This is a genomic window from Longimicrobium sp. (genome assembly GCF_036399255.1).
GTDB lineage: Bacteria > Gemmatimonadota > Gemmatimonadetes > Longimicrobiales > Longimicrobiaceae > Longimicrobium.
On record NZ_DASWNM010000016.1, the window covers coordinates 102,034 to 121,656 of the forward strand.

The 19,623-nt window shown below is 69.3% G+C and carries 19 protein-coding genes and 1 pseudogene; 12 read left to right on the forward strand and 8 right to left on the reverse strand.

Annotation, left to right across the window (positions count from 1 at the left end):
- Positions 1 to 43: 43 nt before the first annotated feature.
- Positions 44 to 667 (forward strand): annotated as a pseudogene (locus VGC13_RS01540) (nucleotidyl transferase AbiEii/AbiGii toxin family protein); the annotation flags it as partial.
- Between the two features lie 83 nt (positions 668 to 750).
- On the opposite strand, the gene VGC13_RS01545 reads toward VGC13_RS01540, so the two are convergent.
- Positions 751 to 1,380, reverse strand: coding sequence for a YkvA family protein (locus VGC13_RS01545; protein WP_331123428.1), 630 nt, complete (start codon positions 1,378 to 1,380; stop codon positions 751 to 753).
- Between the two features lie 21 nt (positions 1,381 to 1,401).
- Positions 1,402 to 1,791: a DUF2281 domain-containing protein gene (locus tag VGC13_RS01550; protein ID WP_331123429.1), complete on the reverse strand. Its 390-nt coding sequence runs from the start codon at positions 1,789 to 1,791 to the stop codon at positions 1,402 to 1,404.
- Positions 1,792 to 2,051: 260 nt separating this feature from the next.
- Between VGC13_RS01550 and VGC13_RS01555 the strand changes: the two genes are divergently transcribed.
- The 4 genes from VGC13_RS01555 to VGC13_RS01570 all read left to right on the forward strand — a co-directional run bounded on the left by VGC13_RS01555 (position 2,052) and on the right by VGC13_RS01570 (position 5,458).
- Positions 2,052 to 2,789 (forward strand): phosphatase PAP2 family protein, encoded by a 738-nt coding sequence (locus VGC13_RS01555; RefSeq protein WP_331123430.1) that lies wholly within the window; start codon positions 2,052 to 2,054, stop codon positions 2,787 to 2,789.
- A 22-nt stretch (positions 2,790 to 2,811) separates the two neighbouring features.
- A complete protein-coding gene (locus tag VGC13_RS01560; protein WP_331123431.1) occupies positions 2,812 to 3,267 on the forward strand; it encodes a GNAT family N-acetyltransferase in 456 nt (151 codons plus the stop codon).
- Positions 3,268 to 3,471: 204 nt separating this feature from the next.
- Positions 3,472 to 4,332, forward strand: a complete 861-nt coding sequence (locus VGC13_RS01565; protein WP_331123432.1) for an acyltransferase — start codon at positions 3,472 to 3,474, stop codon at positions 4,330 to 4,332.
- Between the two features lie 118 nt (positions 4,333 to 4,450).
- Entirely contained in the window at positions 4,451 to 5,458 is a 1,008-nt protein-coding gene (locus VGC13_RS01570; protein WP_331123433.1) for a DUF5919 domain-containing protein, read from the forward strand.
- A gap of 381 nt (positions 5,459 to 5,839) precedes the next feature.
- On the opposite strand, the gene clpB is transcribed toward VGC13_RS01570, so the two are convergent.
- Positions 5,840 to 8,509, reverse strand: coding sequence for an ATP-dependent chaperone ClpB (clpB, locus tag VGC13_RS01575; protein WP_349264168.1), 2,670 nt, complete (start codon positions 8,507 to 8,509; stop codon positions 5,840 to 5,842).
- Between the two features lie 327 nt (positions 8,510 to 8,836).
- Between clpB and VGC13_RS01580 the strand changes: the two genes are divergently transcribed.
- From VGC13_RS01580 to VGC13_RS01600, 5 genes are all read left to right on the forward strand, one after another.
- A complete protein-coding gene (locus tag VGC13_RS01580; RefSeq protein WP_331123435.1) occupies positions 8,837 to 9,022 on the forward strand; it encodes a hypothetical protein in 186 nt (61 codons plus the stop codon).
- Positions 9,019 to 9,387: a hypothetical protein gene (locus tag VGC13_RS01585; RefSeq protein WP_331123436.1), complete on the forward strand. Its 369-nt coding sequence runs from the start codon at positions 9,019 to 9,021 to the stop codon at positions 9,385 to 9,387. The genes VGC13_RS01580 and VGC13_RS01585 overlap by 4 nt, the downstream gene beginning before the upstream one ends.
- Positions 9,384 to 9,638 carry a hypothetical protein gene (locus tag VGC13_RS01590; protein WP_331123437.1) on the forward strand — a complete coding sequence of 85 codons (255 nt, stop codon included), beginning with the start codon at positions 9,384 to 9,386 and terminating at the stop codon, positions 9,636 to 9,638. The genes VGC13_RS01585 and VGC13_RS01590 overlap by 4 nt, the downstream gene beginning before the upstream one ends.
- Positions 9,639 to 9,765: 127 nt before the next feature.
- The gene (locus VGC13_RS01595; RefSeq protein WP_331123438.1) at positions 9,766 to 9,999 is read left to right on the forward strand and encodes a hypothetical protein; all 234 of its coding nucleotides are present in this window, start codon (positions 9,766 to 9,768) and stop codon (positions 9,997 to 9,999) included.
- A 36-nt stretch (positions 10,000 to 10,035) separates the two neighbouring features.
- The gene (locus tag VGC13_RS01600; protein ID WP_331123439.1) at positions 10,036 to 10,272 is read left to right on the forward strand and encodes a hypothetical protein; all 237 of its coding nucleotides are present in this window, start codon (positions 10,036 to 10,038) and stop codon (positions 10,270 to 10,272) included.
- Between the two features lie 993 nt (positions 10,273 to 11,265).
- Here the strand turns inward: VGC13_RS01600 and VGC13_RS01605 are convergent.
- The 5 genes from VGC13_RS01605 to VGC13_RS01625 form a co-directional block, all read right to left on the reverse strand.
- On the reverse strand, positions 11,266 to 11,826 hold the full coding sequence (locus VGC13_RS01605) for a hypothetical protein (protein ID WP_331123440.1): 561 nt from the start codon (positions 11,824 to 11,826) through the stop codon (positions 11,266 to 11,268).
- On the reverse strand, positions 11,816 to 12,196 hold the full coding sequence (locus VGC13_RS01610) for a hypothetical protein (protein WP_331123441.1): 381 nt from the start codon (positions 12,194 to 12,196) through the stop codon (positions 11,816 to 11,818). The genes VGC13_RS01605 and VGC13_RS01610 overlap by 11 nt, the downstream gene beginning before the upstream one ends.
- A 322-nt stretch (positions 12,197 to 12,518) precedes the next feature.
- The gene (locus VGC13_RS01615) at positions 12,519 to 13,544 is read right to left on the reverse strand and encodes a glycerophosphodiester phosphodiesterase (RefSeq protein ID WP_331123442.1); all 1,026 of its coding nucleotides are present in this window, start codon (positions 13,542 to 13,544) and stop codon (positions 12,519 to 12,521) included.
- Positions 13,545 to 13,569: 25 nt separating this feature from the next.
- Positions 13,570 to 14,052, reverse strand: coding sequence for a DUF5990 family protein (locus tag VGC13_RS01620; protein WP_331123443.1), 483 nt, complete (start codon positions 14,050 to 14,052; stop codon positions 13,570 to 13,572).
- On the reverse strand, positions 14,031 to 15,449 hold the full coding sequence (locus VGC13_RS01625) for an MATE family efflux transporter (RefSeq protein ID WP_331123444.1): 1,419 nt from the start codon (positions 15,447 to 15,449) through the stop codon (positions 14,031 to 14,033). The genes VGC13_RS01620 and VGC13_RS01625 overlap by 22 nt, the downstream gene beginning before the upstream one ends.
- 899 nt (positions 15,450 to 16,348) lie before the next feature.
- On the opposite strand from VGC13_RS01625, the gene VGC13_RS01630 reads away from it, so the two are divergent.
- Complete coding sequence (locus VGC13_RS01630; RefSeq protein WP_331123445.1) at positions 16,349 to 17,521, forward strand: threonine ammonia-lyase; 1,173 nt, start codon at positions 16,349 to 16,351, stop codon at positions 17,519 to 17,521.
- A 68-nt stretch (positions 17,522 to 17,589) separates the two neighbouring features.
- Positions 17,590 to 19,569 (forward strand): threonine--tRNA ligase, encoded by a 1,980-nt coding sequence (gene thrS, locus VGC13_RS01635; protein WP_331123446.1) that lies wholly within the window; start codon positions 17,590 to 17,592, stop codon positions 19,567 to 19,569.
- The last annotated feature ends 54 nt before the right edge of the window (positions 19,570 to 19,623 follow it).

Consider the following 19,623-nt stretch of genomic DNA (forward strand, 5'->3'; position numbering starts at 1 on the left):
CGTACGGCGCCCCCAACCTGCGGCTGGACGGGGGACCGCGCTCGCCGCGTACTACCTTCACCATCGCCAGTCCGAAGACCTGGACTTCTTCTCGGACCCGGGGCTGAACGCACCGGCGTTCGGTGAGGCGGTCCGGGAGGTGGCCGCGCCCGAAGGGATTCACCTGGAATCCTACGGCGGGCAGAGCCTGGGGATGGTGACGTACACGGCACGGGGCGATGGCGAGCCGGAAAACGGCGTGAAGCTCCAGTTCGCGGTGCAGTCTCCTTTTCGTCTGGAGCCGCTGCAGGCGACTGCGGAGGGGATCCGTGTCAGCTCGCTGCGCGACATCTGCGCGGGAAAGCTCCACGCCGTGTGCGACCGGCTGGCGCACCGCGACTTCTACGATCTGTATGTAATCATCACGGGGGGCAGACCGGTCGGGGCGATGGAGGAAGGTGCCATCCGCACCCGGTTCGCCACTCTCCTGGCGGACCTGATCGAAACCGATCCTGGACTGACGCCGTTTTCGGTGGGCCAGTCGATCGCGCGTGGATTGGGCCGGCCGATCGTTTCGATGATCGAGCTCAACCTGCTGGTCCCGGTAACGGAACAGGATGTACAAACGCTGCTCGGGCACTGCATCGCCGAATGCGCAGCCCAGTCGGCCGGCACCGCTCCCCCGTGAATCCGCACGTGGTGAGCCGGCAAGCGAACGAGGCGCGTGCGGTGGATCGCACGCGCCTCGTCGCATCATGGGACCGGCTGGTTTCAGGCGCGGCCGCCCAGGATGGCGCGTACGGGGCCGGGGAGCAGCGAGCCGGCGCGGTCCAGCGCCGAAAGCGCCGACTCCAGCGAGCCGGGGTCGCCTTCCCAGTGGTCCAGCAGCACCTCCATCCCGGCGTTGTTCACCAGGCGGCTGAGCGCCAGCGCCAGCAGGTACACGTCCTCGATCTGCCCCACCACCGGCACCACCCAGTCCGGCACCAGGTCCACCGGGCTCACCAGGTAGACCAGCGTGGCGGCCACGATGGCCTTGTCGACCTTGCTGACCCGCGGGTCGCGCGCCAGCCGCGCCAGCAGCTTGACGTATTTGGGGATGTCGCGCACCATCCCCATCTTTCCCGAACCGCCGCCGCCCGACCTGCCTGCGCCGCGGGGGCGGCGCGCCGGCAGCGGCGCATCGTCCTCGTCGTCGTCCAGGATGCCGCGGCGCGCGCCCTGGCCGACCCGCCGCCGGCCGACCAGGTCCTCGTCGTCGTCCTCGTCCCGGAACGAGGGTGCGCCGCCGCGGCGCGGGCCCACCAGGTCGTCGTCGTCCCCGGCAGCGCGGCCGCGGAGGGGCGCGTCGCGGCCGGGAGCCGGCCGGCGGGGGGTCTGGTCGTCGTCGCTGTAGTGCACGGAACCCTTCCGTTGGGGTTGCTACGCCTGCGGAGGCCCGGAGCGCGGGTCGCCGCCGGGCTGCTGCACGCCGCCGGGGGGCAGCTGCGGGGTGCCGTTCCCGGCGTCGCGCGGCAGCACCACGTTCTCCACCTCGCGCAGCACGGTGCGTCCGGCCTCGGTAATGCCGCTTACCACGCGCCCGGCGGTGCCCACCACGCCCAGCGCGCCGCGGATGGTGCCCAGGGCCACGCCCTGTGCGCGCATCTTGTCTTCCAGCAGCTCGCCGAAGCGCTGCACCCCGCCGGGGCGCCGCACGTCGCGGTTGTACTTGGACGACAGGAACTCGATGTAGTCCAGCACCTGGTACTGCTGCGCCTCGGGCAGTGCCTCGAGGTGGCGGATGATGCGGTCGCGAAGAACGTCGTGCATCTGGGCCTCTCGGGTGAACCGGTGGGGAGTGGGCAACCGCCGTGCCGCCCCGGTCGTGTTTCGGGATGGATGTGCTCTGCCGATGGCTACGCATCCGCCACCCTTCCGGTTTCGCAAAGGGAATCTGCCGGGGCGCGGGGCGGTGCGAAAGTGCGGGAGTGCGGGAGTGCGGGAGTGCGGAGGATGGTGCACGTTGCCCGGGTGGGGGATCGGCGGATAGACTTGCGCCTCCACAATCCTCGTTCCGCTCGACACGCCGCATGCCGCTTTCCCGCTCCCGCCGATGCGCCGCGCTGGCGCTCGCCCTCGGCCTGGCCGCGCTGCCCGGGGTGGCGGATGCGCAGCCGATCGTCTCACGGCGGGAGGCGGCGGCGGGGGCGGCGGTGATGGGGGCCGCGCTGCTGGTGGACCGGGCGCTGGACCGCGCAGTGCCGGAGGGCGGCGGAACGCGGTGGGAAGGCGCGTCGGACGCGCTGAACTACGCCGGGCGGCCGCAGTACGCGCTGGTGCTGCTGGGCGGCACCTGGGCCGCGGGGCGGCTGGCGGAGCGCGGCGAGGTGGCCGACGCGGCGCTGCACGTGACCGCCGCGCTGGCCGCCGGCGGCGCGGTCAACGGCCTGCTGAAGTTCTCCGTGGGCCGCGAGCGCCCCGGCACCACGGCCGATCCCCTGCGCTTTCGCCCGCTGAACGGGCGCAACCAGTGGCAGTCGTTCCCCTCGGGGCACGCGGTGGTCGCGTTCTCCCTGGCGTCGGCGGTGGCGGAAGAAGCGCGGACGCCGTGGGTGACCGCCGCCGCCTACACCGGCGCCGCGCTGGTGGGCTGGAGCCGCGTGTACGACGACAAGCACTGGGCCAGCGACGTGGCCGGCGGCGCGCTGGTGGGCATCCTGGCCGGGCGCGGCACCGTCCGCCTGCTGCATCGGGGGGCGGATGATGCCGATCCGCCCGCCGTCGTGGTGGCCCCCGGCGTGATCGCCGTCCGCATCTCCGTGCGCTGATTCCCATCCACCCGGATCCCCGATGACCGACGGCATCCCCATCCGCCCCGCCACGCCGGACGACCTGCGCGAGGTCACCGGCCTTCTCGCGGCGCAGCTGGCCGAGCACGACATCCCCATCGAGCGCGCCGACCTGGAGTTCGCCGCGGACGCCATCCTGCGCGTGCCGGAGCGCGGCTTCGTGCTGCTGGCGGTGGAGGGGGGCGCGGCGGTGGGCGTGGCGTGCGTCTCGTATTCGTGGACGGTGGAGCGCGGCGGACGGGTGGCGTGGCTGGACGAGCTGTACGTGGCGCCTTCCCTGCGCGAGCACGGCATCGGCAACGCGCTGCTGGCCCGGGCGATCGCGGTGGCGGGCGCGGCGGGGTGCCGCACGGTGGAGCTGGAGGTGGAGACGTCGCACGCCCGCGCCGAGCACCTGTACCGCCGCCACGGCTTCGCCGACCTTCCCCGCCGCCGCTGGACGCGCACGCTGCCGTGACCCTGCCGGGCCGCTCGCGCGCCATCGCCGGCGCGAAGGCCGCCGGGTCCACGTGCGCTGGACGCCCGAAGCGCGACGGCGGGACCCGGGCGGAAGCCACTTCTAATCCGCCACTAATCGCGCGAAGTTTGCGAAAGCCGCCGTCCGCGCCTTATTTTCGCTGCTGGATGACGAGACGCGCACCCTGAGATCCGATCGATCCCCATGCCCATATATCCCCTGAAGAAGCTGGACCCGGCGGCCGAGGCCACGGCGCTGTACGACGAGTGGCTGGACGAGATCCGCCAGCAGCTGGAAGCCGGCGAAGACCGCTGGGAGCTGTGCCGCCGCACGCTGACCGGCCTGTTCCATCCGCACCACGCGGACGCGAATCCGCAAAACCTCTCGCTGGCCGCGCGGGCCGCGCTGGCGCAGATGGACGCGCGCAACGTGACGCTGGAGCCCGAGTACTACGCCGAGGTGGACGAGGCGAAGTTCTACGAGCGCAAGCCGCTGCTGTGGATGTGGCAGATGTTCGACCGCAGCCCGCTGGGCGGCAACGTGCACGTGGGCGTGCGGTTCCGGCGTACGCTGGCGCCGTTCATCTTTGCCCGCGTGGGGCGCAACTTCAAGGCGTTCCACTTCGTGGAGTTCAGCTACGGCTACAACATGGAGGTGGGCGACGACGTGGTGGTGCACCGCAACGTGCTGCTGGACGACCGCGGCGGCATCGTGCTGGGCAACGGCGTAAGCATCAGCGACTACGCCAACATCTACTCGCACACCCACTCCATCGTGGACCAGGCCGACGTCAGCAACCTCAAGACGGTCATCGGCGACGGCGTGCGCATTACCTATCACGCCACCGTGCTGGCCGGCACGCACGTGGGCGACAACTCCATGGTGGGCGCCATGGCGCTGGCCACCAAGGACGTGCGCCCGTATCACGTCAACGTGGGCATTCCCGCCAAGTCCGTGCGCGTAAAGCCCAACGCCCCCGCCGACTTCTACAAGCTCACCCTGCGCGAGGATGCCGGGCCCCAGGACGCGGCGCCCGCCGCCGGGACCGGCGCCGGCGAAGGCTGAATGCCCCGGGAGGACGGGCAGCCCCGCCGCGGGCTGCCCGTCAAGCTTGCTCTCCAATAAGTTTCTTTCCCGTCAATTCACGAACACGATCATGCGGCGAACCTTCAAGTGGCTTCCCATGATGAAGCCGTGGTACCTGCTGGCGGGGATGGCGCTCGCGGGGATCGCGGTGCTCGCGTGGGCCAACCCGGTCCGCAACCTTGAAGCGATCGCCGTCAACGTCGGAACCGGGCTGGTAGGCACGGCGCTGGCCTTCCTGCTGCTGAACTATTACCTGCCGCGCATCAGCAACGCGTACGGAAAGCGCACCGAAGGCATCACCTACTCCGCCATCGCGGCGAACATCGCCCGTTCCCGCTACCGCGTGCGCATCCTGAGCACGTTCGTCTACCCGCTCACCAGCCATTCCGACTACCGCGAGCTCCACGACGAGTTCGTGAACGCGCTGGCCACCGCCCTCCGCGCCAACGGCCGCCTGGAGGTGCGGATCCTGATCCTTGACCCCGCCTCGGATGCGGCGAAGCAGCGCAGCGAGGAGCGCGACGACGACGTGATCCGGCGCATCCGCGAGAACCTGCTGGCATTCCACCGGCTTCGCTCGGGCCAGGAGGTGTTCCGCAGGATCGACGTAAAGCTGTTCGACCGGCTTCCCCCGCTGTCGATGTTCGAGTGGGACGACCGCGCTTCGATGTCCTTCTACCCGCGCAACAAGGCCATCACCGAAACCTCCCGTTTCGATTTCTCGACCAGCACGCCCCTGGGCACGTTCATGGACGATACCTTCGATGACGTGTGGACCGACGAGAAGACGCGGGCGCTGGACGACTACATCTTTCTGCACCTGCGCTTCCGGCACTTCTCCACGGTGGACCACCGGGCGTATTACGTGGAAGTGGACGGCCGCACGTGGGTCCTGCTGAACCGCGAGCGCGACGCGACCGCCTGCGCCGTGGTGAGCGGGCACGCGCCCGGCCTGGAGATCTCGATGGTGCGCGACGAGCAGGTCGTCCCCTGCGCGTACGCGGTCCGCGACGACACGGCCCCGCTCCGGCACGCGGCCAAGCAGAAGTACGGAGCCTTCGACGCCGACCTCGTCGTCGAGATCGACCGGCCTGTCGCCTCATGACCGGACTGCGGCGGGTACTGCTGCGGAGGAAGTGCGTGAGGCCGACAGGATACGAGTGGTTGAGTGGACTCGCCTTCGCCCCTCATCCGCCGCACCAGGGAACCACCGCCGCACGAGCGGCGAAAGCCCCGTCTCGAACGTTCGAGACGGGGCTTTCTGCGACTCATCACGCGATTCACGGACGAGGCCCTCGTGACGTTCCAGCCGCGGCTTCTACCGCCCGGCACGAAGCCCGGGGCGCGCACCGCCCTCTCCCCTGCCCCACACCCGCCACTCCGCGAAGGCGGTCTTCGTGTGGTCGTTGCAGCGAATTCATTCGTCCTTCCAGGTGCGGAGGCCTGATCCAGGCCCCCGCACCTCTGCGATCCCCGTCCTTCCGGCTTACGCCGCCACGGCTTCCGCCGACGTCGACGCAGACGGCTTGGAAGCGTCCGCATCCTCCGACCCGGCGCCGCCCGACCGGAACACCAGCCCGGTGCCGGCCGGGTCCCGGTCCACGATCACCGTATCGCCGTCTTCGAACTCGCCCTCCAGCACGTGCAGCGCCAGCGGGTTCTGCACCAGGCGCTGGATGGCGCGCTTGAGCGGGCGGGCGCCGTACGCGGGGTCGTACCCCTCCTCCGCGATCACCGCCCTGGCCTCGTCCGTGACCACCAGCGCCAGCTTGCGGTCCGCCAGCAGCTTCTCCAGCCGCCGCAGCTGCAGGTCCACGATGGTCTTGAGCTCGGCCCGGCCCAGCGGCCGGAACACGACGGTCTCGTCCACGCGGTTCAGGAACTCGGGGCGAAAGTGCCGCCGCAGCTCGCCCAGCACCGCGTTCTCCACCTCCCGCGCCGTCGCGGGGTCCGCCAGCCGCGACGCCTGCTCCAGGATCATGGGGCTGCCGATGTTGCTGGTCATGATGATGACCGCGTTGCGGAAGTTCACCGCCCGCCCCTGGCTGTCCGTCACCCGTCCGTCGTCCAGGATCTGCAGCAGGATGTTGAACACGTCCGGGTGCGCCTTTTCGATCTCGTCGAACAGCACCACGCTGTACGGCCGCCGGCGCACCGCCTCCGTAAGCTGGCCGCCCTCCTCGTAGCCCACGTACCCCGGGGGCGCGCCGACCAGGCGGCTGACGGCGTGCTTCTCCATGTACTCGCTCATGTCGATGCGCACCATGGCCTCCTCGTCGTCGAAGAGGAACTCGGCCAGCGCGCGCGCCGTCTCCGTCTTCCCCACGCCGGTGGGGCCCAGGAAGATGAAGCTTCCGATGGGCCGGTTGGGGTCCTGCATCCCCGCGCGGCTGCGGCGCACCGCGTTGGCCACCGCCTCCGTGGCCTCGGGCTGGCCGATGACGCGCTCGTTGAGGTGCGTGTCCAGCTTTGCCAGGCGCTGCCGCTCGCTCTGCACCATGCGGCTTACCGGGATCCCCGTCCAGCGCGCCACCACCTCGGCGATGTCGTCCACGTCCACCTCTTCCTTGAGGAAGCGGGACGTTTTCTGCAGCTCCGCCAGGCGCGCCTCGTCGCCCTCGATCTCCTTCTGCAGCTGGGGGATGGTGCCGTACTGCAGCTCCGCGGCGCGGTTCAGGTCGCCCGTGCGGCTGGCGCGGTCCAGCTCCACCTTCAGCTCGTCCAGCCGCTCCTTCTTTTCGCGCATCAGCTGGATGGCGGCCTTTTCGGACTGCCACTGCGCCTTCATCCCCGACGAGCGCTCGCGCAGGTCCGCCAGCTCGCCCTCCAGCCGCCCCAACCGCTCGCGGCTCTCGGCGTCGCTCTCGCGCGAAAGGGCCTGCCGCTCGATCTGCAGCTGCGTGATGCGGCGCTCCACCTCGTCGATCTCCTGCGGCAGCGAGTCGATCTCGATGCGCAGCCGGCTGGCGGCCTCGTCGATCAGGTCGATGGCCTTGTCCGGCAGAAAGCGGTCGCCGATGTAGCGGTTGCTGAGCGTCGCCGCCGCCACGATGGCGGGGTCGGTCACGCGCACGCCGTGGTGCACCTCGTAGCGCTCCTTGAGCCCGCGCAGGATGGCGATGGTGTCCTCGACCGTGGGCTCGCCCACGAACACCGGCTGAAAGCGCCGCTCCAGCGCCGCGTCCTTTTCGATGTACTGGCGGTACTCGTCCAGCGTGGTCGCGCCGACGACGCGCAGCTCGCCGCGGGCCAGCGCCGGCTTCAGCATGTTGCCGGCATCCGGCGAGCCCTCCGTCTTCCCCGCGCCCACGATGGTGTGCAACTCGTCGATGAAGACGATGAACTTGCCCTCGGCGTCCGTGAGCTCCTTGAGCACGGCCTTCAGGCGCTCCTCGAACTCGCCGCGGTACTTGGCGCCGGCCAGCATGGAGCCGATGTCCAGCGACACCAGCGTCTTGTCGCGCAGCCCCTCGGGGACGTCGCCGTTGACGATGCGCTGCGCCAGCCCCTCGACGATGGCCGTCTTGCCCACGCCCGGCTCACCGATGAGCACCGGGTTGTTCTTGGTACGGCGCGAAAGCACCTGCATCAGCCGGCGGATCTCCTCGTCGCGGCCGATGACCGGGTCCAGCTTGCCGCGCCGGGCCCGCTCGGTAAGGTCGGTGCTGAAGCGCTGCAGCGCCTGGTACTTCTCTTCCGGGTTCTGGTCCGTCACGCGGTGGCTGCCGCGCACCTGCTCCAGCGACTGGGTAAGCGCCTCGCGGGTGGCGCCCTGCGCGCGCAGCAGGTCGCGGACGCTGAAGCCCTTCTCGGCCAGCCCCAGCAGCAGGTGCTCGGTGCTGATGTACTCGTCCTTCAGTTCGCGCGCCTCCTGCTCGGCGCGGTCCAGCACCTCGTTCAGCTCGCGGCTGATGGTGGCGTTGGCGCCGCCCGACTGCTTGGGCAGGCGCGCCCGCGCCGCCTCCACCTCCGTGCGTAGCCGGGTGACGTTCACCCCCACCTTCTGCAGCACGGGAACGACGATGCTCTCTTCCTGGTCCAGCAGGGCCAGCAGCAGGTGCAGGTCCTCGATCGTCGGATTCCCCGCGCGCCGGGCCTCGCCGGCCGCGGCCTGCACGGCCTCTGCCGATTTGACAGTAAGTCGCTCAAAGTTGATCATGGCTCTCCCGAGTCGTCTTCATTCCGTGTAGGTCCATTCGCCGGCAGCGGCGCCGCATCCTACAAACCCGCGACTTCCGCCGGGCGGTGCTGCGGAAGACAAAGACAAGTACCATGCCGCCCCCGGCCTGCCAGACCGTCATGCGTTTCACATGAAAGGCCGCGGCGGCATCCCACCCCGCCGGTAGCGGTTCCAACGCCCGCCTCTCGCCGAGACGCAGCGCCCGAAAGCATGCGCTCTTTATCGGAATAATTGCGCGAGATGCCCGCAATCACTATCCTGTGGAAGACGACGTGAACCTCCTCTCCCCACCTCCCCCTTCCCATGAAGATCCGAACGCTTCCCGCGGTGCTGTGGCTTGCCCTGTTCGGCGTTGCGCTCATCCCGGCGGTGCGGGAGATCGCGGCGCAGACGGTGGTGTGCTTCCGGAAGAAGTGCGTGGTCTACCCGGACGGGAGTGCGGTCTGCGAATACACGCCGGTGGATTGCAGCAAGGTGAACATCGAATGACGACGATCCGGCGAAACGTCACCGGCGTGATCCTGCTCTCCCTGGTGGCGAGCGGGCTCTCAGGGTGCGGCGACAGCTTGACCGGAAACGCAACCGCGCCACGGCTGGCGCCGTCGCCCCTGAAATGGGAGCTGACGCCGCTGCAGCAGCGGCTGCTGACGAGCCCGGTTTCACCCGAAGCCGCGGGGCGCCCCGCGACGCGTGCCGACCTGGAGGAGGTGCGGGGCTGGTTCGGGCCCGGCCAGCTGGAAGCGGTGCTCGCGGTGGTGAACCGCACCGCCCGTGCACGTGGGGCCGACACCCTGCCGCACTGCGTGCCCCTCTGCGCCCCCCGTTCTCCAGCGGCCGAGCGGAACGCTCCGTGACGCCGCCCCGGCGCCGGAGAAAACCGAAGCTCGTCCTGCTCCTCTTGGCGGTCACCACGGTGGCGGTGGGCGCCGCACGCGGCACACACGTGCTGAGCGCCCAGGAGATCCGCTGCTGGGACGTGGCCTGCGTCGTCAATCCCGATGGCACCCTGCGCTGTGTCGAGACACCCAAGCCCTGCCCCCAGGCCGCCGGAGAAGGGGCCCGACCGCTGGCGAAGCCGGAGTTCCGCCGCTCCGACGTGACATGAGAGGCCCCGCCGGCTCCCGGCAGGGCCTCATCATCTGCAGGCATTGCGTTTCGGCTCCACCCGTGGAATTGGGTACACGTTTTGCGCCGCTTCTCTCGGCACATCCCCATCAGACAAGGAGAACGGAATGTCGAGACGTCTCGGAAAGGTGCGGACGGCGGTGTTCACCGCCGGCGTGGGCGCGGCGCTGCTGTTCGGCGCCACGTCGGTGCGCGCGGAGGCGCGCGTCCCCGCCTGCAACGACCCGGGCGCGCAGGGCTCGTGCTCCACGAACGCCGGCTGCCAGAAGTCATGCCAGTTCAACTACGGCGCCAGCACCGGCACCTGCAGCAGCTACTGCTGCTACTGCATGTGGTTCTGAGTTCCCCAATCCTCCATCCTGCCGAGAAGAAACGCCATGCGCACCATGCTTCGCCGTACGCGGATGTCGATGATGGGCTTTGCCGTGCTGGGCGCGCTGGGATTCGGCGCGTCGTCAGCCGTGGCGGAGGTGCGGCCGGAGGCGGCGTGCGGGGATCCGTTCGCCAACGGATCGTGCACCACCACCAGCGCCTGCGCCAAGTACTGCAAGAGCAGCGTGGGCGCGGGCACCGGCCAGTGCAGCAGCGGCTGCTGCTACTGCATCTGGTTCTGAGCCTGAGAGGGTGTTGCCAAACCTCGCCCTGTGATTGACTTCCTGAGGGAGGCGCCGCTCTTCGATCCGCGGGTACAAAGAAGCCCTGGCGCCGGCTGAAGGACCTTGCAAGCAGAATCGTGGGGCTGGCTCCCATGCCCGGCAGCCAGCCCGCGCGAGGGGCACACGAGGTCCTTCGGTCGCGCGCAGGCGGTTATGCGGGTTCGAATTCCCCGTCAGCGCTCCCTCAGAGGGTGTTGCCAAACTTCCCGGCGTGATTGACTTCCTGAGGGAGGCGCCGCCGCGTAACTCGCTTGTACGCTGCACCTTCGCGCCGACCGAAGGACCTCGCCAGCAGAACGACGGGGCTGGTCCCGTGCCCTGATCTGACCCCTGCGCCACCGAAACGAGGTCCTTCGGTCGCGCGCAAATTGTAGTGTGACTTCTGGTTGGGCGTGATGCGCTCCCTCAGGAAGTCACCGCTTCTTGGGGACTCTGAGGGTTTGGCAACACCCTCTCAGGAAGTCACCGCTTCGCTGTGAGTTTGTTTGGAGACACCTGTGAGGGACACGAACGAGATCGGTATGATGCGCATGAACGTGGCCTTCAGCGGATCCGCAAAAAGGATGGGTCTCACACGGAGTCAACGGAGTTAGCGAGTTTTCTCGTGCCGTTTCCTCTGCTCTCCCGGCCCGAACCCTGATTTGTGCAAGTCGATGGCATGGCGCGCCGGCCGACGAGGCACGAGCCGGCGTGCGCTGTCGGGAACGGGCGAAAGTTGGGATGCGGCAGGGGGCCATGAGAAATTTTTGGAGGGATGCGGATCGCGGCATGCTTTCCTCCAGTGCACTGGAGCAAGGCGCCCGCACCACCTGATGCGCGATCTGGAGAACCATGCACCACCTCCACGATCGAGGTGGCGCCCGCTCCCTCGCGTGGCACTACCACGCAACGCAAGAGGCCCCGCCGGCTGCCCGGCGGGGCCTTGCTCCATCCACCCACCCGTGGCCGTGGTCAGCGGCCGGGTACGCCTGCCGTGCTGCTGAAGAGCGTATCCGCGGCACTGATGAACCGCGACAACTGCGGACCCGCCAGAAGAGCATCGAGGTCGCAGTCATCCAGTTCCCGAACGAAGGACTCGAGATCCCGGCCACTCCGCGCCAGCAGCATGTTCAGCGTCTGCGCAGGACTGAATCGTCCCAGTTCCAGTTCCAGGTCATGGACATGCGCGCCCAGGCGCCGGCGGAGCACGCCCGGCGCCTCGAAGAATACCACTTCCAGCTGCGGGACCAGGGCACATACGTCGAATGCCTCGTCCGGGGAGACGTGTCCCAGCGCCATCCGTGTCATGGCACACGCTTCGGCCACCCGATCGCCGTTCGTCGTCTCGGCATCCATGACCACGAACACCGGGCCGCCGTCGTGTACCAGGATGTTCCTGGCCAGTGACGTGAGCGAGAGTTGCCCGTCGCCGGTGAAAAACCGCGCGTTGATGGAGAGCGCCCGCTGGATCACGCGGTTCAAGAGCACCGCGTCCAGCAGCTCCTCCGCTACGACGGTGCAGCTATCGCACATCTTTCCGCAGCTCCCGCCAATGGGGTGAGTGATCCGTAAGACCGAACATGCAGAGCTCGTCGTACTTGCGCCGCAGTGCCTGCGCAAAGTCCCGCGCCTGAAGCGCATCCGCGATGTCCAGACCGGACCACAGCGTGATCCGGTGCGGAGCGGCGAAGTCGCACAGGATGACCGCCGGCCGCGTAAAGGTGCCGGAGACGAACACCCAGCCCATCGTCCACGGAGGACGGCGCATCAGCTGGTTGCGCATCTTGGCGATGGCCTGGATGTCCACCGCCTCGCGGTCCTTGCACTCGATCAGGAACGGCACGTCTCCAAGGAACACCATCCCGTCGATCTGCTCCAAGGGATGGCCGGCCAGCGGAACCACGTACGGATACTCCACCCGCAAGCCCGAAGCGCGAACCCTTTCACCACGAGGTACTCCAGCGCCCTGCCCGCGTCCCAGCCGGCGAGGCGGCCGCCCTGGAGGTCGTTCCACATCCCCGAAAGCTCGTCCCACGAAAGCCCGGCGATCCGCCTCCGGTATTCCAGCGCCTGCTCGGAGGGACGTGCCATTCTGGGACGCACCGTTCAGAGGGTGGAAAGCACCTTACAAATAAACGGAGAGTACAGGCACAAAGCTGGGCGAGACCCTGAGAAAAATCAAGGCCTCGTCTAAAAAAACGCCTGTGGCGCATCCGGAGCGCGCGTCAGGAGAGCGCCGCGCGCACCTTCAGTGCGATGTCGGGGAAATCCGCAAAAACGCCGTCCACGCCGGCGGCGAAGAAGGCGGCCAGCTCGCCCGGAGCGTCGCCGTGCGCGGCGGCGAAGGCGGCATCGGCGGGGTCGCCGGCGTGGAAGTCGGCGGGGAGAAACGAGTTCTCGCTGCGGAAGGTCCACGGGTGCACGGCCAGCCCGGCGGCGTGCGCGTCCGCCACCAGCGGCGACGGCGCCCGCAGCCGGCCGTCCTCGCCGCACGGGATCACCAGGTCCTTGTGCGGGCCGATGGCGTCGGCCCAGGTGGCGATCTCCGCAAGGCCGCCCGGCGTGGCCAGGTCCACGTAGCTGCGCGCGTCGCCGCGCAGGGCCAGGTCGCGCGGGCCGCCGGACGATTCCAGCAGCTGCACCAGCCGCACGCCCGTCCTCCCCCGCAGCATCCGCAGGTTCTCCGTCTCGAACGACTGGATGAACACCGGCGCGTCCCGGTCCGTCCACCCGGCCCGCTGCAGGGCGGCCAGCAGCGGCTCCTCCAGCCCCAGGCCGATGGACTGGAACCAGCCGGGGTGCTTGGTCTCGGGATAGATGCCGATGGCGCGGCCGCGGGTGGCGGACTCGCGCCGCGCCAGCTGGATGATCTCGTCCAGCGTGGGCACCTGCAGCCGGCCGTCGTACGCCCTGTTGGCGGGGCGCAGCTGGGGCAGCCGCTCGCGCGCGCGCAGCGTCTTGAGCTCCGCAAGCGTGAAGTCCTCCGTGTACCACCCCTCCACGTCCACGCCGCGCACGGCCTTCACGGTGCGGCGGTCCGCGAACTCCGGGCGGTCGGACACGTCCGTCGTCCAGCCGATCTCGTTCTCGTGCCGCGCCACCAGCACGCCGTCCCTGGTCGAGACCAGGTCCGGCTCGATGAAGTCGGCGCCCATCTCGATGGCCAGCCGGTACGACTCCAGCGTGTGCTCGGGCCGGTAGCCGCTGGCGCCCCGGTGCGCGATCACGATGGGACGGTTCTGGACGGGCATCCGGGTCTCGTTGGATGTGAATCGGTTACGCGGCGGCGTCCGCGCGATGGACGGCCCGCCAGCCGCCGTCCAGCAGGGCCACGCCCGCGGCGGCGGGACCGCCGTCGCGGCCGGTGCCCTCCAGCCGCGCCTCCAGGACGACGTCCGGATCCCCCAGCGCGCGCTCCACCAGCTCCCAGCCGATCCCGCCCAGCCGCACCTTGGCCCGGCGGCCCCACGGCGAACCCGCCTGCCCCGCGTACGTGCCGGAGTTCAGGTACAGGAACCGGTCGTCCGGGGGGCCGTGGGCGAACGGGCCCAGCAGGGTGGGCCCGCCGCCCGCGCGGCGCCCGCCGGCGCGCACCGCCGCCTCGAAGACCCGCGCTCCGTCCGCCGCGGAAACCGCGTCTACAAGGCCGTCGCGGCCACGCTGCATGCGGAACGCGACGCCCGGCGGCGGACGCAGCACCACCACCCGCAGCGTGATCTCGCCCTCCGCGCCGCCGCTCACACGCGCTTCGTCTTCCACGTGCCTCTCCGGAAGATGACGCCGCTCACCACCGCGAGCAACGAGAACGCGATGGTGATCGCCAGGAACGCGCCGACGGGGCCCATCGCCCGCGAGAGCAGGTACGCCGCCGGGATCTCGAAGGCCCAGAACACCGCCAGGTTGATCCAGGTGGGCGTCCAGGTGTCGCCCGCGCCGTTGAACGCCTGCGTAAGCACCATCCCGTACGCGTACAGCGGGAACCCCGCCGCCACCACCCGCAACGCCGCCGCCCCGTGGCGCACCACCTCGGGGTCCGTGCTGAAAAAGCGGATGATGGGCCCCGCCAGCACCACGAACACCAGCCCCACCACGCCCAGGAACACCAGGTTGTACGTGCACGCCTTCCACACCGCGCGCTCCGCCCGCTCCGGCTTTCCGGCCCCCAGCCCCTGCCCCACCATCGTCGCCGCGGCGTTGCTCAGGCCAAAGCTGGGAAGCAGGGCAAAGATCACCACCCGCATCCCCACCGTATAGCCGGCCAGCACCGGGCTGCCGAACGCCGCCACGATGCGCGCCATCCCGATCCAGCTGGCGGTGCCGATCAGCATCTGCAGCGTGGCCGTGCTGGAGAGCCGAAGGATGCGCCCCATCGCCGCCCAGTCCGGCCGCAGGTGCCGCCGCGCCACGGGAATGCGCCCGTCCGGCCGCGACAGCCGCCAGAGCGCGAACGCCGCCCCCGCCGAGCGGCCGATCGTGGTCGCCACCGCGGCGCCCGTCACCCCCAGCCGCGGGAACGGGCCCAGGCCAAAGATGAAGCACGGGCACAGGACGATGTTGATGAGGTTGGCCAGCCACAGCACGCGCATGGCGATGGCCGCGTCGCCCGCGCCGCGGAAGATGGCGTTCACCACGAACAGGATGATGATGGCCGCCTCGCCGCCCAGCATGACCCGGGCGTAGCCCGTGCCGGTGCGGATGACCTCGGGCGACGCGCCCATCAGCCCCAGCAGGTGCGGCGCCAGCAGCGAACCGGCGATCCCCAGCACGGCGGAGATGATGAGCGCCAGCAGGATGGCCTGCACCGCCGAGTGGGCGGCACCCTCCGCGTCCTTTTCGCCGATGCGGCGGGCCACCAGCGCCGTGGCGCCGATCCCCAGCCCCATGGCCAGCGCGTAGACGATGGCCAGCAGCGACTCGGTAAGCCCCACGGCCGCCACCGCGTCGGCGCCCAAGCGCGAGACGAAGAAGATGTCGACGATGGCGAACACGCTCTCCATCGCCATCTCCAGCACCATGGGGACGGAGAGAAGCAGGATGGAGCGGCCGATGGGCCCGTCGGTGTAGTCGTGGTGCGATCCGCGGAGCGCCTCGCGCACGGAGGTCCAGAAGCCGGGCGCGGGCCCGGTCCCCTCCGCGGGGGCGAGATGAGTAGACATGGAGCCGATATCCGGTGCTTTCCCCTCGCCCGCGCGGGCGTACGGCGCTCGCGCGGGAATGGGGAACGTGATCAGAACAGGGTGCCGGGAGGAAAACGCGCACGATCGGCGCGGTGCGTCCGTTCAGGACGTGGGTGGGAGGGCCTCCCGGAGGCTGCAGCCCTACCCGATCAGCAAACCGTCATCGACGCCGTGATCCTGCTGGGGAAAGAACGCGGGGCGGCGAGATCCCCTTCGCCGTGCCCGTAAGGAGCGACAAACATATCGGGAACGGATGAAGCATCAAGCGGCGCACGATGCCGGAGCTTCCCCCACCGCACGCCCGGCGCCGACGCGCCGGCGCAGATTCCGCTGACGGGTTCCTTTCCTGATGATCCACAACCCAATACGGATGATCAGCTTACAACGTCCCTGGAACGTGCGCGTCCCTGCTGTGCATTCCCCACGGGCCGTCTCATCCTCATCCCGGGTCCTGAAAAAGAATGATCGTACAGAGGAACAGAGTCAGACAGAGAACGCGAGCTGAAATATCATCGTGGTTCCTCTGTCTGACTCTGTTCCTCTGTACTCAACAAGGTGTTGTTTTCCCGGATTCGGTAACACGGAGGACAGGGAGACGGAGAAGACAAGAGGACCGGTTTCTCCTCGGTGCTCTCCATGCCCTCCGTATCAGCCGGCAGTAGAAGTTCGGGTGCACAACGAACCGCGGGATCCGGGATCAGACGGGCGGGGAAAGGGAAGAGGGAGAATCGGTAGCAGAGCGTCCGTCTGTACTTTCGTGTACTTGCCAAGCGCGTCACGGCCACTCCGTCGGAGCAATTTTTTGTGGTGCCGATGGTGTGCGATGCAGGGGAACCCCTCCCAGAGCCTTCGACCGGGTGAGGAAAATGGCAATCGAGATGCTCGACGAGATCAGGCAGGCGCGAACCGCGATGCAGAAGGACAGGCCACAGGAAGACGGCGGAACACGGCCGCCGATCCTGCACACCCCCTGCGTCCGGGCACCGTGGCTGGAGGCGCTGGTGCTGAAGGCATGGGAGCGCGAGGACAGGGGCGGGCTGGAGGTGCGGCTGAAGCTGGAGACGCAGCAGGAGACGGCGTCGTTCAAGCAGCGCGGCGCGTTCAACAAGCTCCGCTGCCTGAGAGAGGCCTACCCCGACTCCCCGATCCACGTGTTCACCGCCAGCGCGGGAAACCATGCGCAGGGGGTGGCGCGCCACGCCCGCGACTTCGACATCCAGGCGACCATCGTGATGCCGACCGGCACCCCCCGCGTAAAGGTGGAGAACACCAGGCGGCTGCTGGAGGGAACGACGGGAGAGGTGGTCCTTTTCGGCAACGACTACGATGCAGCCAGGAAGTGCGCTGACGAGCAATTCGCCCAGGCGGAGGACGCCGCTGAACGAATGAATCCCCGCCCCGCGGTGGCGATGGTCCATGCCTTCAACGACCGCGCGGTGATCGCCGGCCAGGGCACCGTGGGACTGGAGCTTCTGGAGGACTGGCCTGACGTGGACGTGGTGGTCGCGGGCGTGGGCGGCGGCGGGTTGATCTCGGGGATCGCCGCCGCCATCAAGCCACAGAACGCCTCGGTCGCCATCATTGGCGTGGAATCGGCATCGCAGCCCGCGGCCTACCTGGCGCGCAAGCGAGGAGGCGAAGAAGCGGTCGACATCGACGCATACGGCCTGCGCCGGCAGAGCATCGCCGACGGAATCGCCGTGGCCGAGGTTGGCAGCGAAACCCTTCCATTTCTGCGCGACAGCCGCTGCGTGGACGCCCTCCTGACGGTGCAGGAAGACGAGATCGCGCACGCCATCGCGATCGTGCTGCGCAAGGGAAAGCTCGTGATCGAGGGCGCCTGCGCCACCACGGTCGCCGCCCTGCTCAACCCGGCGAACCGCACCCTGTTCGAGGGAAAGCGCGTGGTGCTGGTGCTGAGCGGCGGCAACCTGGACCCCGTGCGGCTGGCGGAGATCATCCACTGGCACGAGTTCTCGCAGTTCGTTGCCGAAAACCGGATGGAGCCCGATGAGGCCTGGGAGAAAGCGCAAGCGCGCGCGACCGCCTGACCCCGCACGCAATCACACCACATCGGCCCTGGCCCTTGCCTGCCGGCGTCCCACCGTGAGGAACTGACATGAGCATGACGCACGAATCCATGGACCCCGTACGAGTGACGCTTCCCGACGGCTCGGTGCGCGAGGTGCCGCGCGGGGCCCCCGTGCGGGCGGTCGCGGAGGCCATCGGCGCGCGGCTGGCCCGGGCCGCGCTGGCCGCCCGGGTCGACGGCCGGGTGGTGGACCTTGCACGCCCGCTGGAGAGCGACGCCACCGTCGAGATCATCACCGAGACCAGCCCCGGCGCGCTGGAGCTGCTGCGCCACTCCGCCGCCCACGTGCTGGCCACCGCCGTCCGCCGGGTGCGCCCGGAGGCCGGGATCGGGTTCGGGCCGTCCATCGACAGCGGCTTCTACTACGACTTCCAGATCGACACGCCCTTTACCCCCGACGAGCTGGAGCGCATCGAAAAGGAGATGGACGCCGTCGCCCGCGCCGACGACCCCTTCGAGCGCCGCGTGGTGAGCCGCGACGAGGCGCGCGAGCTGTTCGCGGGCGACCCGCTCAAGCTCGAGCGCCTGGAGGAGCTGGGCCCGGACGAGACCATCACCGTCTACTGCAACGGGCCGTTCCTGGACCTGTGCCGCGGCCCGCACCTGCCCAGCACCGGGCGCCTGAAGCACTTCAAGCTGCTCAACACCGCGGGTGCGTACTGGCGCGGCGACGAAAAGCGGCAGATGCTGCAGCGCATCTACGGAACCGCGTTCTTCAGCCGCGAAGACCTGGAGCAGCACCTGCACCAGCTGGAAGAGGCGCGCAAGCGCGACCACCGGCGCCTTGGCAGGCAGCTGGACCTGTTCATGTTCCACCCGTACGCCCCGGGCGCCGCCTTCTGGACGCACAAGGGCACCCTGGTCTACCACCTGCTGGGCGAGTGGATGCGGGAAGTGCTGATGAGGAACGGCTACGACGCCGTCAAGACGCCGCTGCTGTTCAACAAGGGGCTGTGGGAGACGTCGGGGCACTGGGGCGTGTACCGCGAGAACATGTTCCTGGTGCTGGACAACGAGACCGGCGAGCACGACATGTCGCTCAAGCCCATGAACTGCCCCTCGCACCACCTGATGTACGCGGCCAGGAAGCGGTCGTACCGGGAGCTCCCCGTGCGCTACAGCACGCAGGACGTGCTGCACCGGAACGAGGTGTCGGGCGCGCTTTCAGGGCTTACGCGCGTTCGCCAGTTCGCCCAGGACGATGCGCACGTGTACCTGGCCGAGGCACAGATCGAGGACGAGGTGCGGCGCATGGTGGCGCTGATCGACTACTTCTACGGCACGCTGGGGCTGGAGTACACGGCCAGGTTCGCCACCCGCCCGGAAGAGCGCCTGGGCGACGACGCCATGTGGGACCGCGCCGAGGGCGGGCTGCGTGCGGCCCTGGAGGCCACAGGGCTGGCGTACGAGATGAAGCCGGGCGACGGCGCCTTCTACGGGCCCAAGATCGACTTCGACGTTTCCGACTCCATCGGGCGCAAGTGGCAGCTGGGCACCATCCAGCTGGACTACGCCGCCCCGGAGCGCTTCGAGCTCGCCTTTACCGGCGACGACAACCAGGAGCATCGCCCGGTGGTCATCCACCGTGCCTTCTTCGGCTCGTTCGAGCGCTTCATCGCCATTCTGATCGAGCACTTCGCGGGCGCGTTTCCCGTGTGGCTGGCGCCGGTGCAGGTGGTGGCGATCCCCATCAGCGCCGAGCAGGCGGAAAGCGCGCACGCGTTCGCCGCCGCCCTGCGCGAGCAGGGGATCCGCGTGGACGTGGACGACCGCAACGAAACCCTCAACTACCGCGTGCGCGAGGCCGAGATGCAGAAGGTGCCCTACATGGCGGTGATCGGCGGCCGCGAGGCGGCGGGGGGCACCGCGGCCGTCCGCGTGCGCGGCGCGGGCCGCAAGCAGGAGGTGGTCGCCCGCGACGAGCTGGCCGCCCGCATCGTGGAGCAGGTGCGCACCCGCACCCTGCGGGTGGGATTCGGGGACGCGGAGGAGGAGAGCGCCTCGTAGGCCCGATCGACCCAGCGTCGTGGCCGGATGACGCGCTGCGCCGGACAAGCCCGA

Bases quoted from the DNA above. Each gene is read 5' to 3' on its own strand.
- VGC13_RS01565 (WP_331123432.1), top strand. From the start codon at position 3,472: ATGCCCATATATCCCCTGAAGAAGCTGGACCCGGCGGCCGAGGCCACG.
- VGC13_RS01550 (WP_331123429.1), bottom strand. From the start codon at position 1,791: ATGCACGACGTTCTTCGCGACCGCATCATCCGCCACCTCGAGGCACTG.
- VGC13_RS01630 (WP_331123445.1), top strand. From the start codon at position 16,349: ATGCTCGACGAGATCAGGCAGGCGCGAACCGCGATGCAGAAGGACAGG.
- VGC13_RS01560 (WP_331123431.1), top strand. From the start codon at position 2,812: ATGACCGACGGCATCCCCATCCGCCCCGCCACGCCGGACGACCTGCGC.
- VGC13_RS01600 (WP_331123439.1), top strand. From the start codon at position 10,036: ATGCGCACCATGCTTCGCCGTACGCGGATGTCGATGATGGGCTTTGCC.
- VGC13_RS01555 (WP_331123430.1), top strand. From the start codon at position 2,052: ATGCCGCTTTCCCGCTCCCGCCGATGCGCCGCGCTGGCGCTCGCCCTC.
- VGC13_RS01570 (WP_331123433.1), top strand. From the start codon at position 4,451: ATGATGAAGCCGTGGTACCTGCTGGCGGGGATGGCGCTCGCGGGGATC.
- VGC13_RS01580 (WP_331123435.1), top strand. From the start codon at position 8,837: ATGAAGATCCGAACGCTTCCCGCGGTGCTGTGGCTTGCCCTGTTCGGC.
- VGC13_RS01605 (WP_331123440.1), bottom strand. From the start codon at position 11,826: ATGTGCGATAGCTGCACCGTCGTAGCGGAGGAGCTGCTGGACGCGGTG.
- thrS (WP_331123446.1), top strand. From the start codon at position 17,590: ATGAGCATGACGCACGAATCCATGGACCCCGTACGAGTGACGCTTCCC.
- VGC13_RS01595 (WP_331123438.1), top strand. From the start codon at position 9,766: ATGTCGAGACGTCTCGGAAAGGTGCGGACGGCGGTGTTCACCGCCGGC.
- VGC13_RS01625 (WP_331123444.1), bottom strand. From the start codon at position 15,449: ATGTCTACTCATCTCGCCCCCGCGGAGGGGACCGGGCCCGCGCCCGGC.
- VGC13_RS01585 (WP_331123436.1), top strand. From the start codon at position 9,019: ATGACGACGATCCGGCGAAACGTCACCGGCGTGATCCTGCTCTCCCTG.
- VGC13_RS01615 (WP_331123442.1), bottom strand. From the start codon at position 13,544: ATGCCCGTCCAGAACCGTCCCATCGTGATCGCGCACCGGGGCGCCAGC.